The following is a 12,353-nucleotide window of genomic DNA, read 5'->3' as shown; positions in this document are numbered from 1 at the left end:
GTTTAAGTTCGGTTAAAAAACCGCTTCTTGGTTCCAGTTGTCAAAGAACGGTGTTTCTAGAAATAATTGCGACACAGTCTGAATTACTAATACTTAATCACTAACTCTTAAACAAAATCTTTGTATTTATATTATGAACTTCCTTATGTTTAGTGCTTAGTGCTTCAACCTTAGTTATTGTTTAGTTATTAGTTATTCTGTTTTACTGTCCTTTCAATGTACTCTTCAGGTCTCTTTCTACTTCTCTTTTTTTAATGGCTTCTCTTTTATCAAAATTCTTTTTACTTTTTGCGAGAGCAAGCTCGACTTTTATTAAATTTCCTTTCAGATAAACTTTTAACGGCACCAGAACTAAACCTCCGATACTCAGCTTGCCTGTCAACCGCTCAATTTCATTTTTGTGAAGGAGAAGCTTACGCTTCCTCGTAGGATCAGCATTTGCATAACTACCGTGAGAATATGGACTTATATGCATATTATACAAAAAGACCTCACCATTGTCAACCTTACCAAAACTATCCTTCAGAGTAACCAGCCCTTCCCTAGCGGATTTAACCTCTGTACCCTTAAGTGCTATACCGGTTTCATACACGTCAAGTATATGAAAGTCAAAACGCGCTTTCCGGTTAACTGCTATGTCTTTAACCAGTATTTCTATCATGGTTTGAATATATCAAGTAAATCACATACGCTGTCAACTATATAATCCGGTTTTTCTTTGCCTTTATATTTTTCTGTTTCTTTCTTTGAGGTTACACCGGTAAGTACCATAACTGTTTTTGTCCCAGCATTCTTGCCAAACAAAATATCAGTATCATACCGGTCTCCGACCACCACGGTCTCACTTGGAGAGATTTTTCTCTGCTTTAAAAGTATTTGAAGCATATAAGGCTCCGGTTTTCCTATTATAAATGCTTTAACGCCCGAAGCTGCTTCAACTGCCGCCACAAGACTGCCACCGCCCGGATGCAAACCATTTTTAGCAGGATATGTATAATCTTTATTTGTGGCTATAAATTTAGCGCCTTTTTCAATAAGCAATCTCGCAATCTTTAACGCTTTATATGTAAATTTCCTGTCCAATCCCACAACCACATAATCCGTCTTTCCCGGCACCTTATTATTTACGGAAAATACTTTCAACCCGATATCTTTCAACTCCTTTTTCAATCCCTTTTCACCGATAACAAAAACAGAACCTTTTGCCTTTTTTTCCGACAAGTACAGACCCGCAGCATATGCAGAAGCCATTATTTCGGAAAGAGTGCAATCAAAACCCATCTTATTAAGTTTTTTTAGATTATCTTTTCTTGAAAGCATTGCATTATTGGTGGCAAAAGCAACTTTATGTCCGAGCTTACGGAGCCGGCAAACGGTCTCAGGAGCGCCTTTTATTACACTGTTTTCCCTGTAAAGAACTCCGTCAAGGTCAAAGATAAAAAACATTATTTTCCTTCCTTTCTCAGAAAAAGCTTCATGTTTTCGACATATTCGTAAGGTATCAGTATTGAACCTAAATATATCTTGCTCTTTCCCGCCCCGTGGTCATCCGAGCCGCCGGTAATTAAAAGATTGTACTTAACTGCCAGTTCTTTCAGCTTTGCAACTGTTCCGGAAGAATGTTCCGTATGATATACTTCAACTCCCATCATTCCGCTTTGCAGTACTTTTTCTATAAGTTCATAATTATTAAGTACTCCGGGATGAGCCATAACAGGGATTCCTCCGGCATTTTTTATCAGATCTGCCGCTTCTAAAGGAGAAAGAAATTGTTTTTTTACATAAGCCGGCCCGCTTTGACCCAGATATTTTCTGAACGCCTCGGGAATGTCGCTGACTATACCGGCAAGTTTCATTGCCCTAGCTATATGAAGACGACCTACAGCAGTATATGATTCGGTAAGAGCTAAAACAGCCTCAAGTTTTAATTCAATATTCAAACCCGCAAGCTTTTCTATTATTTTTTTTGCTCTTTCCATACGGCTCGAACGTAATTCATCGAGTTTGTTCTTGAACTCCGGGTTTTTCCAATCCATAAAATAACCCAGAATGTGGATCTCACAATTGTTTTCTTCCGCGGACAACTCCACTCCCGGAATTATTTCCACTCCATACTGAGGTGCTATTTCAACGGCTTTTGCAAGGCCATCTACTGTATCATGGTCGGTAATACCGACGGCTCTGAGGCCGCAAGCTTTTGCAAGCTCCAATACCTGCTCCACAGAAAAAGTAGAATCAGATGCTTTTGTATGTACATGTAAATCCGCATAACCATTAGTCATTACTTTATCCCTATGAATCTGTGAATTTGCGGTATTAATCTTACGTCAGCACCAAGCTCAAATACTCTGCTGCTATTGATCAATTTAACAACCTTTTTAATGCTAGATTTATATTCCGGCTGAAGTATTACTATCGCTCTTTTTGCCATCTTCACAGCCCTTATGATTTCGGCCGGCTTTGTATCCTCCGAAATCACTAATTTTACAAAAGCCTTTTTTTCTGCTGCCTTAATAAACTTTGAATGCTTTTCCCAGAGTCCTTTTTGCCCCGAAGAGGAAGGAAGCTTTATATCCATCGCAACCACATCCGTATAGGGCAATATACTTTTCAGATTTTGAAGCAAAGTTCCATTAGTCTCGAGATAAACCTTAAAACCGGCGCGTTTAAGACCAGCAGCAAGCAGAACCGCAAACTCTCTCTGCACCAAGGGTTCTCCACCGGTTAAACTTACAGAATGAACCAAACCCTTGAATCTTTTAACAATCTTAATAACTTCCAAAGCTTTCACAGGATTGCTGAAGTTTTCACCAAAAGCTTTAAAACTGCCTTTTATTTCTCCGGCTGCTGCAGTATCACAATAAGAGCATTTTAAATTACACAGTGAGAACCTGATAAATACCTGTCTGACACCTGCAAACACACCTTCGCCCTGATAAGACACAAAAATCTCATCCAAAAAACCTGTTTTACTCATTGGAATAGGAGGCCGAAGCCCTTGCGGTCTCCCAGACCGTAACCTTCGAAAGTTTTACCTGTTTTACTTTTAACGGTTTGTTCATACTGTCAAAAATATATTTCGCAATATTTTCCGCGGAAGGATTTACTTTTTTAAAACACGGAAGTTCATCCAGCAAACGATGATCAAGTATTTCCATATTTTTTTTAAGCTCAACTTTAATCTCCGAAAAATCCACAGCCAGTCCAATTTTATTAAGCTTTTTTGCTTTTACCGTGATCATGACCCTATAATTATGACCGTGTACTCTTTCACATTTACCTTTATAACCCCTGAGGTAATGCGCCGAAGCAAACTCGTCTTCTACATTTAGCTCATACATTTCACACCTGTCCTATTTTTCTAAGTTCTTTAATAAATTCTTTTAAAAGGTATTTTTCAGGAACCTTTTTAATTATTTTTCCATTTTTAAATATAAGACCGCTTTTTTTTCCTCCTGCAAGCCCTAAATCAGCTTCCGAGGCCTCTCCCGGCCCGTTAACTACACATCCCATCACAGCTACCTTTACAGGTTTTTTAAGCTTTAACATTTCATCTTCCACTTTTTTTGCCATACCAAAGATATCAACTTCACACCGGCCGCAAGTCGGGCAAACGATCAAATCTGACTCATTTTTACGAAGCCCTAAAGTTTTTAATATTTCTCTACCCACTTTAATTTCCTCTTTTGGTTCTGCCGCAAGAGACACTCTAAGAGTATCTCCCAGTCCTTCATTCAGCATCAGCCCTATCCCGACGGAAGACTTCACCGTACCTGTAATAGCTGTCCCCGCCTCGGTAACCCCAAGATGAAAAGGATAGTCACAAAGTTTTGCCATTTTTCTGTATGCTTCAACAGTCATCATGGTATCAGAGGCTTTCAGCGAAATAACCATATCATAAAAACGGTTCTTCTCAAATAATCTGACATATTCCATTGCTTTTGATACCAGCTTACCTGCCATTACCGGCGCTTTTTCATGGCGTTTTCTTCCGGTATATTTCTCTATTGAGCCGGCATTCAGTCCTATTCTTATTGGGATTTTTGCGCTTTTAGCCGCAGCAAGGATTTCTTTTACTTTCCATTCTTCGCCGATATTCCCCGGATTGATCCTGATCTTGTCGGCACCGGAATCTATCGACATAAGCGCAAGCTTATAATTAAAATGAATATCCGCAACCAGTGGTATTTTTATTCCTTTTTTTATTTTCTTCAGGGCTTTAGCTGATTCTTCATCAGGAACCGCAACACGGATAATATCACAGCCTGCTTTTTCAACCTCTTTAATCTGAGAAATAGTCGCAGCAACATCTCTGGTGTCCGTCTTGGTCATAGACTGAATGGAGATAGAAGCGTTCCCTCCTATTTTAACCCTGCCGCAAAAAACCGGTCTGGTTTTACGTCTGTTCATCTAAAGAGACTCCTTATGCTTTCTTTATTTAATCAGATTCCTTGTTACTATTTTAGCAATATCATTCCAGGTAACGAGGACCGCCAGAGCAATAAGAAGGAAAAATCCCGCTTGAGCCAGAAAAGATTGGACTTTAAAACTCACGGGTTTACCCCGTATTCCCTCTAATATAAATAGAATGAGAACTCCACAGTCAACCACAGGGATAGGGATAATCAGATTAAACAATCCGAGCGCCACACTGATAAAAGCAAAGAAAAAGATAAAATCATTCATTCCCTTTTTTGCCATATTCGCCGCTGATTGAACAATCATAACAGGACCGCCGAGAGACTCCCTTGCAGACATCTTACCGGTTACAAGCTTTGAGATCGCGACCAGCTGTAATTTTGATATAGAATATACCTGTACCCCTGCCAAGCCGAGTGATTTAAAGAAATTTACCTTTTCGTATGAAGATAACGGTGCCTTGCTGCTTATGCCTATTATGTACTTGTTTGTAACAATAGCATCTTTCATAGGCTTAACTTTTCGGGTTATCACTTCTTTGTTTTTTTCTCTTTTTATCTCAAAAAGCATCTCTTTTCCTTCAGAAGTAATAGTAGCTTTTCCTATATCCGCAAACTGACTGACGACAGCTCCATTAATTTTCAAAATCTCGTCACCTTCATTTAACCCGGCAGCATAAGCCGGACTCCCGGGGCTTACACTGTCTATTACCGGAAGCACAAAGGGTGAAATACCAAGAACATTATTCTTTGAATACTCAAGCTTCAACTCTCTACTTTTCCCGCCATCATTTATTTTCAGAATGCATTCATTTGTAAACACAGCATCTTTCATAGGCTTAACTTTTCGGGTTAATATTTCTTTGCCTCTTTTCACCTCAAAAAGTATTTCTTTGCCGGCAGAAGCAATAAAAGCTTTTTCTATATCAGTAAACTGCTTAATAGCAACCCCGTCTATTTTTAAAATTTCGTCTCCCTTTTCAAACCCGTCTATTTCAGAACTTACACTTTCTATCACCGGAAGCTCTGAAGAAGAAACACCCGGAATCCCGGATTCTGAATACTTTATTTTAAACACTCTTTTTTTACCGCCATCCGTTACTTTCAAAACATTATTCTTTTCATTATCAAATTTCTTAACAAAGTCTGACCAGCTTTTAACCTCTTTCCCGTTTACCGAAAGGATCTCGTCTTTATACTTAAGCCCCGCTTTTTCAGCGATAGAATTTTTTTCTACGCCTCCGATTCTGGTCGTATAGTCAGGAACCTTTATTGCGAAAGACATAAGAAGAACAAAAACGACGTAAGCAAAAACAAAGTTCATAAACGGGCCCGCAAATACAATGAGCGCTCTAGACCACCAGGGCTGTCCAAAATACTCCCATTTTTCAAATTTTTGACGATTCTCAGGATCTTCGCCTGCCATCTTTACATAGCCGCCGAAAAAAAAGAAAAGACAGACCATATAATCAGTATCTCCTCTTTTAAAGCCAAATAAACGGGGACCAAATCCCAGAGAAAACTTATCCACCCTTACGCCCATATACCTTGCCATAAGAAAGTGCCCCAATTCATGCACAAGTATTACAACTCCTACAGCTATAAATATCTGCAATGCCAGCAATATCTTATCAATATATTCCATTATTTTCAGTCTCCTTTTCTACAAATTCTCGACCCCATTTTTCTGCTGCAATTACATCCTTTAACAATGCTTTTTTAATAATTGTTCTGTTTTTAAGAGCTTTTTTTATCAGTTTTGACATTCCCGTAAAACTTATCTTTTTATTAAGAAAGGCGTTAACTGCAGCTTCTCCGGATCCTGAAAGCACTGCAGGAGCCGTCCCTCCTGCCTTACAGGCTTCTACGGCATAAGCAAGCGCAGGAAATTTAACAATATCCGGCTTATAAAATTCCAGAGTTTTTAATTTTGCAAAATTCAATCTCCCGATATTATTATTCATTCTTTCCGGATAAAATAACGCATATTGTATCGGAAGACGCATATCGGTAACTCCAAGCTGGGCAATAACGGAATTATCCACAAACTCCACCATGGAATGCACAACACATTCAGGATGAATTACAACTTCGATGTCCTCTACAGATATACCGAAAAGATGGTGCGCTTCTATTATTTCAAAACCTTTATTCATAAGGGTTGAAGAGTCAATAGTGACTTTCTTTCCCATCTCCCACTTCGGATGATTAAGAGCCGCTTCAGGAGTTATAGTTTCAAGTTCGCTTTTTCCGTGACTAAAAAAAGGCCCTCCGGAAGCGGTAAGTATCAGTTTTTTAACTTTCTTAGGGTCTTCCCCGTTAAGGCATTGAAAAATAGCAGAATGCTCGCTGTCCACCGGAAAGATTTTAACCCCTTTCTTTTTTGCTTCGTTCATAACAATATCCCCGGCTACGACCAGGGTTTCTTTATTCGCAAGAGCAATATTTTTCCCTCTTTTAATAGCTTCTAAAGCGGGAATAAGCCCCGCCCCGCCTACCAGGGCAATTACCATAATATCCGACTCACATTCGCGGATAAGCTTTAGCTGTCCCTCAAATCCTTCATATATCTCTGTACCCTTAAAACTTCCTGAGGACTTAAGCCGGATAAACGCATCCTTATCATGAATAGAAACAAATTTCGGTTTAAATCTTCCTATTTGCTCCGCGAGAAGTTTAACATTACTTCCTTTCGCGCTCAAAGCAGTGACTTCAAAGAGAGCAGGAAAAGCGGAGATGACTTTAAGCGTGCTTACGCCTATAGAACCGGTTGAACCAAGAATTGCTATCTTTTTTCTCTTCACATTACCGCCAGTAAAAGATAGATAGGAGTAGCTATAAGGAAAGAGTCCAGTTTATCCAGAACTCCGCCATGCCCGAGCAACAGATTAGATGAATCTTTCACTCCGCAGTATCTTTTCAACATGGATTCAAGCAAATCTCCTGCTTGCGCGGCAAAACAGAGTATTATGACTATAAGGTAAGCATATCCCATATTGTTATACGGGACTAAAACAGAGGTAAATTTAATACTTTTAAATATTGTTATCATAAGAAGCGAAACAACAATACCTCCGGCCATTCCTTCCAAAGATTTTTTCGGAGAAATAAGAGGGGATAACTTTGTCTTTCCAAATCTTGAACCTATAAAATACGCTCCGCTGTCATAGAACCAGACCACGGCAAATAAAAACAAGGTATGATAAGCACCTATATTTCTGACCAAAAACAGGCTGCTTCCAAGCATTACGATGTAAAACACTCCGAAGAAGGAAAAAACAACCCTGTCAACGCTTTCTTTTATATCCTTTGCAAAAAGAGAATATCCCGTCACCAAAACCGCATAAACAATTATCAATGTAAAAGCCCTGTATAAAATCTCTGCGCTAAATACCGGCACGCGGAATTGAGCCATCCCGAGCATTGCCGCAACTAAAAAAAGCATATTCAACAAAGTATATATTTTGACATTTACTTTTTTCATCATTAAAGAATACTCAAGTAAACCCATAAAAAGACCGAAGGCTATGACAATATTATAATAGACAGAATTATCCAGAGTAATAAACCAGGCAAACATCGGTATAAATAATACTGCAACAACTAATCTTCCTATCATACGCTTTTCACCCCTCCAAAACGCCTTTCCCTATGTTGATAATTCAGTACGGACATATAGAGATCTTCTTCTTTAAAATCCGGCCAAAGAATGTCCGTAACATATATTTCACTGTAAGCTATCTGCCATAAAAGAAAGTTTGAAATCCGCATTTCCCCGCTGGTTCTAATCAGCAGATCAGGATCAGGAAGTCCCGCAGTATAGAGATAATTCGAAAAAGTATCTTCATCAATTGAATTAATTGCTGTTTCCGGGTTAAGCTCACCCTTCGCGGCAATAACATCTTTTAATATTTTTCTCACAGCGTCAATTATTTCTACCCTTCCCCCGTAATTTAACGCCAGGTTAAGAGTCATAGCCGTATTATTTTTTGTAACCTTTAAGGTCTTTGCAAGTTCTTTCTGAACAAACCCGGGAAGTTCGTTTAACCTGCCTATAACATTCAAACGGATCTTATTTTTCATTAATTTTGCGCGCTGGAGGATAAGATAAGTTTTCAAAAGCCGCATAAGGAAAGAAACTTCTTTTTCCGGCCGGCGCCAGTTCTCCGTGGAAAAAGCATAAAGCGTGAGCACTTTTATCCCAAGATTTGTACAGGTCGTAACTATAGTATCAACGGTGTCCATCCCCTTTTTATGTCCCGCCGTTCTGGGAAGCCCCTTCTTTGCCGCCCACCTGCCGTTACCATCCATTATAATAGCTATATGCCTCGGCAGCTTATCTTTATTGATGCTTTTTAAAACATCCCGGGTGATCGAAGAGCTTTTCATTGTATTTGACATTTTTAAAGCCGTCGAATAGTCCGGCTCTCCTTAGAAAAATACTTTTGTTTTCGCAGTTGCATCTACTTTACAAACCTTAAGAACCTTACAAACTGTAGGAACTTCGTTCCTACACTTCCATCATTTCTTTTTCTTTATCAGCAAGAATTTTATCGATCTGAGCAATATAACTATCCAGAGTTTTCTGTATCTTTTCTTTATCTTTTTTCTGCTGGTCTTCAGAAATCTCGCCTTTTGTTTTATTTGTATCCACTTCTTCATTCGCGGTGCGCCTGTTATTCCTCAGGGCGACCTTTTCTTCTTCACTGACTTTTTTCGCGTACTTTACCAGCTCTTTTCTGCGTTCTTCCGTAAGCGCCGGAATATTTATGCGGATAAGTTTCCCGTCATTAACCGGATTTAAACCCAGGTCGGATTTCTGGATTGCTTTTTCAATCGCCGGAAGCGCCGAAGAATCCCAAGCCTTGATCTCAATGGTCTTAGCCTGGGGAACATTTACCGCAGCCACCTGCGAGATCGGGACCATACTCCCGTAGTATTCCACCTTAACATTATCAAGTATTGAAGCATTCGCCCTGCCGGTCCTGATGGTAGAAAGCTCTTTCCTTAAATGATCCACACCCTTTTTCAACTTATCTTCGTAGAGCGCAAAATTAAAAGCCATGGTAACCTCCTGAAAAATCGTCCATAAAGTCTATAACGTCCGTAAGCAAAGCTTTTCTCGATATGAGTGATATATATACTTGTCAACATCCGTTGACAAACCGAGATAAGGTCTATAAAGTCTTACACTATTGTGGTATTAATTAACCAAAAACTCCTAAATGTAAACCTTTTTCCACTTTACTCACTTTGCTCACGTTCCATGTAAATGCGACATTTGTTTTATTTGGCGGATTCTTTTCCCCGCCTACCTTAAATTGTCATTAGTCATTAGTAATTCGTACTTTTTAGTTAACAATCGTTCCAATCTTTTGTCCGGATATTGCTTTGATGATGGAGCCTTTTTGCTTAAGATCAAAAACGATTATCGGGATGTTGTTTTCCATGCACAATGAAACAGCGGTCGTATCCATTACCTTAAGCCGTTTATTGATAAACTCCATATACTCTATACGCTCATATTTTTTAGCAGATTTATCTTTTTTAGGATCAGCAGAGAATATGCCGTCCACTTTGGTCCCTTTCATTACAACTTCAGCGCCGACTTCAATAGCCCTGAGCGCGGCTGCAGTATCCGTTGTAAAGTAAGGATTACCCGTGCCGGCCGCAAATATTACCACGCGGCCTTTCTCCAGATGTCTTATTGCCCTGCGCCTTATGTACGGCTCCGCCAGTTTTTCCATCTCAATAGCGGTCACCACCCTTGTAAAAACACCCACTTTTTCGAGCGCATCCTGAAGCGCCAGACCGTTTATCACGGTGGCAAGCATTCCCATATAATCCGCGTTCACCCTGTCCATATCACGGGCAAAACTACCGCGAAAAATATTACCGCCGCCCAGAACAATAGCTATCTCTGCATTTAAAGTCTCTTTGGCTTTTTTTATTTCCAGCGCCAGGTTCTTCAGGGAAGTCGGATTGATCCCGAATTCATTTTCATCCGACAGCGCTTCACCGCCAAGTTTCAACATTACTCTTTTGTATTTCGGACGCGCCTTGTCCATTTTTTTATTCTCCAATTTTAAATCTTGCAAATCTTTTAATTGAAATATTCTCGCCGATCTTACTGATCTTCTGAGCTACGAGATCCTTCACCTGCATTTTATCATCCTTAATAAAAGTCTGGTCTACCAGGCAAAAATCCTTATAGAATTTTTCAAGCTTACCTTCAACAATCTTTTCAATTATATTTGCCGGTTTACCCGCTTTCGCGACTTCTTCCCTGTAAATGGCTCTCTCTTTTTCAAGAAGTTCAGCCGGGACATCCTCCCGTTTCACATAAATAGGATTCATCGCAGCCACCTGCATGGCAACATCTTTTGCAAGTTCTTTAAAATCATCAGTTTTAGCGACAAAATCCGTTTCACAATTAACTTCAACCATCGCGCCTACTGTACCTTCCATGTGCAGATAAGCATATACCACACCTGCTTTCACGGACTTTGCGGCTCTTTTCTGCGCGGAAGCCATACCTTTTTTTCTTAAATACTCGACAGCCTTTTCCATGTCACCATTAGCCGATTCAAGGGCTTCTTTGCAGGACATCATCCCTGCTCCCGTTTTTTCTCTTAACTCCGCAACTACCTTTGCACTAATCATTATTTAGGACCCCCCTCTTTTAAAGGCTTCTTCTTCATCAACGGCTTTTTCTCTTCATCAACTTCCTCAAGCTTGCTTATAACTTTTTCCAGCTCTTCGTCTATTTCGGCCGTTAATTCTTCTACTTCAACATCAACCGTTTCGGGTATCGTTATCGCTTCCGACTCTACTATCTTTATCTGTTCCAGACCTGCATCTATTGCCGCAGGCATCTCTTCTGCCGAAGGAACCTCTTCAATTGTTTCTACCGTTTCAACAACTGTATCTTTCTTTTCGTCGATCATAGCGGACTCTGTCTTTCCTTTTTTGCCTTCAAGCACCGATTCCGCGATAAGATTGGTAATTAGTTTTATCGATCTGATGGCATCGTCGTTTCCGGGTATTACATATTCCACTTCATCCGGATCCGCATTTGTATCCGCAACACCGACAACAGGAATTTCAAGTTTTGTCGCTTCGAGTATCGCCGTATGTTCTTTCTTGGTGTCAATCACAAACAAGGCCGCAGGAAGCTTATCCATATGCCGAATACCGCCCAGGACTTTATTAAGTTTACCCATTTCTTTTTCCAACTGCATTACTTCGTGACGGGGAAGTTTGTCAAATACTTCTGCTTTCATCTTCTCAATATCTTCCAGCCGCTTAATTGATTTCTTAATGGTTTTAAAATTGGTAAGCATTCCTCCAAGCCATCTGAAAGAGACATAATGCATCCCTGCTCTTTTGGCTTCTTCAGTTACTATTTCCTGAGCCTGACTCTTGGTCCCGACAAAAAGAACCGCCCCTCCCGCTTCAGAAACACTGCGAATAAAATCACAGGCTTCCTTTAATTTTTTAACGGTTTTTTGAAGGTCAATGATGTAGATCCCGTTCCTTTTCCCGTAAATGAATTTCTCCATTTTGGGATTCCATCTTTTGGTCTGATGGCCGAAGTGAACTCCTGATTCCAAGAGCTGCTTGATAGAAATGACCGGCATAATGCGTATTCCTCCTTTGGTTTTACATTCGCTTCCGTCTTCCTTCGGCGGGCCCGCGTACACGGGACCCCCGCTTCCGTCAGAAAGCGTGTAAGATTTTTAGCTATTATACCTCTTTTAACAAGTATTTTTCAAGAAAATACAACAGAAAATACAATGAAAGATATTATCTATTATGCTTTTTTACCCCAGATATGATTAGAAACCACCTAAATCTCTTGGAAATTTCACGCCATTAAAACCTCATCGCAAGTATACTTAAAGACCGATTTTTTCAGCATTACATGCTGAAAAA

At 39.8% G+C, this 12,353-nt stretch carries 14 protein-coding genes; all 14 read right to left on the bottom strand.

Translation table 11 applies throughout. The features are described from left to right. Positions 1-202: 202 nt before the first annotated feature. On the bottom strand, positions 203-661 hold the full coding sequence (locus A2536_08380) for an SsrA-binding protein (protein OGF45390.1): 459 nt from the start codon (positions 659-661) through the stop codon (positions 203-205). Continuing rightward, the gene (locus A2536_08375; protein ID OGF45389.1) at positions 658-1,446 is read right to left on the bottom strand and encodes a hypothetical protein; all 789 of its coding nucleotides are present in this window, start codon (positions 1,444-1,446) and stop codon (positions 658-660) included. Before A2536_08375 ends, A2536_08380 begins: the two co-directional genes overlap by 4 nt. Further along, on the bottom strand, positions 1,446-2,282 hold the full coding sequence (locus tag A2536_08370; GenBank protein ID OGF45388.1) for a hypothetical protein: 837 nt from the start codon (positions 2,280-2,282) through the stop codon (positions 1,446-1,448). Before A2536_08370 ends, A2536_08375 begins: the two co-directional genes overlap by 1 nt. Next, positions 2,282-2,977 (bottom strand): hypothetical protein, encoded by a 696-nt coding sequence (locus A2536_08365; protein OGF45387.1) that lies wholly within the window; start codon positions 2,975-2,977, stop codon positions 2,282-2,284. The genes A2536_08370 and A2536_08365 overlap by 1 nt, the downstream gene beginning before the upstream one ends. Continuing rightward, the gene (locus tag A2536_08360) at positions 2,970-3,341 is read right to left on the bottom strand and encodes a 6-carboxytetrahydropterin synthase QueD (protein ID OGF45386.1); all 372 of its coding nucleotides are present in this window, start codon (positions 3,339-3,341) and stop codon (positions 2,970-2,972) included. Before A2536_08360 ends, A2536_08365 begins: the two co-directional genes overlap by 8 nt. A 1-nt stretch (position 3,342) precedes the next feature. After that, positions 3,343-4,410, bottom strand: a complete 1,068-nt coding sequence (locus tag A2536_08355; GenBank protein ID OGF45385.1) for a 4-hydroxy-3-methylbut-2-en-1-yl diphosphate synthase — start codon at positions 4,408-4,410, stop codon at positions 3,343-3,345. 24 nt (positions 4,411-4,434) lie between these two features. After that, complete coding sequence (locus A2536_08350; protein ID OGF45384.1) at positions 4,435-6,063, bottom strand: hypothetical protein; 1,629 nt, start codon at positions 6,061-6,063, stop codon at positions 4,435-4,437. Continuing rightward, entirely contained in the window at positions 6,050-7,222 is a 1,173-nt protein-coding gene (locus A2536_08345; protein ID OGF45383.1) for a 1-deoxy-D-xylulose-5-phosphate reductoisomerase, read from the bottom strand. Before A2536_08345 ends, A2536_08350 begins: the two co-directional genes overlap by 14 nt. Further along, positions 7,219-8,037, bottom strand: a complete 819-nt coding sequence (locus tag A2536_08340; GenBank protein OGF45382.1) for a hypothetical protein — start codon at positions 8,035-8,037, stop codon at positions 7,219-7,221. Before A2536_08340 ends, A2536_08345 begins: the two co-directional genes overlap by 4 nt. Further along, positions 8,034-8,819: a di-trans,poly-cis-decaprenylcistransferase gene (locus A2536_08335; GenBank protein OGF45381.1), complete on the bottom strand. Its 786-nt coding sequence runs from the start codon at positions 8,817-8,819 to the stop codon at positions 8,034-8,036. Before A2536_08335 ends, A2536_08340 begins: the two co-directional genes overlap by 4 nt. A gap of 109 nt (positions 8,820-8,928) precedes the next feature. Continuing rightward, positions 8,929-9,483, bottom strand: a complete 555-nt coding sequence (locus A2536_08330) for a ribosome recycling factor (protein OGF45380.1) — start codon at positions 9,481-9,483, stop codon at positions 8,929-8,931. Positions 9,484-9,769: 286 nt separating this feature from the next. Further along, entirely contained in the window at positions 9,770-10,486 is a 717-nt protein-coding gene (locus tag A2536_08325; GenBank protein ID OGF45379.1) for a UMP kinase, read from the bottom strand. A 4-nt stretch (positions 10,487-10,490) separates the two neighbouring features. Next, the gene (locus A2536_08320) at positions 10,491-11,081 is read right to left on the bottom strand and encodes a translation elongation factor Ts (GenBank protein OGF45378.1); all 591 of its coding nucleotides are present in this window, start codon (positions 11,079-11,081) and stop codon (positions 10,491-10,493) included. Then, positions 11,081-12,121: a 30S ribosomal protein S2 gene (locus A2536_08315; GenBank protein OGF45377.1), complete on the bottom strand. Its 1,041-nt coding sequence runs from the start codon at positions 12,119-12,121 to the stop codon at positions 11,081-11,083. The genes A2536_08320 and A2536_08315 overlap by 1 nt, the downstream gene beginning before the upstream one ends. Positions 12,122-12,353: the final 232 nt, after the last annotated feature.

Source organism: Candidatus Firestonebacteria bacterium RIFOXYD2_FULL_39_29, assembly GCA_001778375.1.
Lineage (GTDB): Bacteria > Oederibacteriota > D2-FULL-39-29 > D2-FULL-39-29 > D2-FULL-39-29 > D2-FULL-39-29.
The sequence above is the reverse complement of the archived record's forward strand: the minus strand, read 5'-3'. Positions and strand labels throughout refer to the sequence as shown.

Excerpts from the sequence above, each read along its gene's own strand:
- A2536_08360 (OGF45386.1), bottom strand. The coding sequence starts at position 3,341 with ATGTATGAGCTAAATGTAGAAGACGAGTTTGCTTCGGCGCATTACCTC.
- A2536_08375 (OGF45389.1), bottom strand. The coding sequence starts at position 1,446 with ATGTTTTTTATCTTTGACCTTGACGGAGTTCTTTACAGGGAAAACAGT.
- A2536_08330 (OGF45380.1), bottom strand. The coding sequence starts at position 9,483 with ATGGCTTTTAATTTTGCGCTCTACGAAGATAAGTTGAAAAAGGGTGTG.
- A2536_08380 (OGF45390.1), bottom strand. The coding sequence starts at position 661 with ATGATAGAAATACTGGTTAAAGACATAGCAGTTAACCGGAAAGCGCGT.
- A2536_08325 (OGF45379.1), bottom strand. The coding sequence starts at position 10,486 with ATGGACAAGGCGCGTCCGAAATACAAAAGAGTAATGTTGAAACTTGGC.
- A2536_08320 (OGF45378.1), bottom strand. The coding sequence starts at position 11,081 with ATGATTAGTGCAAAGGTAGTTGCGGAGTTAAGAGAAAAAACGGGAGCA.
- A2536_08365 (OGF45387.1), bottom strand. The coding sequence starts at position 2,977 with ATGAGTAAAACAGGTTTTTTGGATGAGATTTTTGTGTCTTATCAGGGC.
- A2536_08335 (OGF45381.1), bottom strand. The coding sequence starts at position 8,819 with ATGTCAAATACAATGAAAAGCTCTTCGATCACCCGGGATGTTTTAAAA.
- A2536_08355 (OGF45385.1), bottom strand. The coding sequence starts at position 4,410 with ATGAACAGACGTAAAACCAGACCGGTTTTTTGCGGCAGGGTTAAAATA.
- A2536_08340 (OGF45382.1), bottom strand. The coding sequence starts at position 8,037 with ATGATAGGAAGATTAGTTGTTGCAGTATTATTTATACCGATGTTTGCC.
- A2536_08350 (OGF45384.1), bottom strand. The coding sequence starts at position 6,063 with ATGGAATATATTGATAAGATATTGCTGGCATTGCAGATATTTATAGCT.
- A2536_08370 (OGF45388.1), bottom strand. The coding sequence starts at position 2,282 with ATGACTAATGGTTATGCGGATTTACATGTACATACAAAAGCATCTGAT.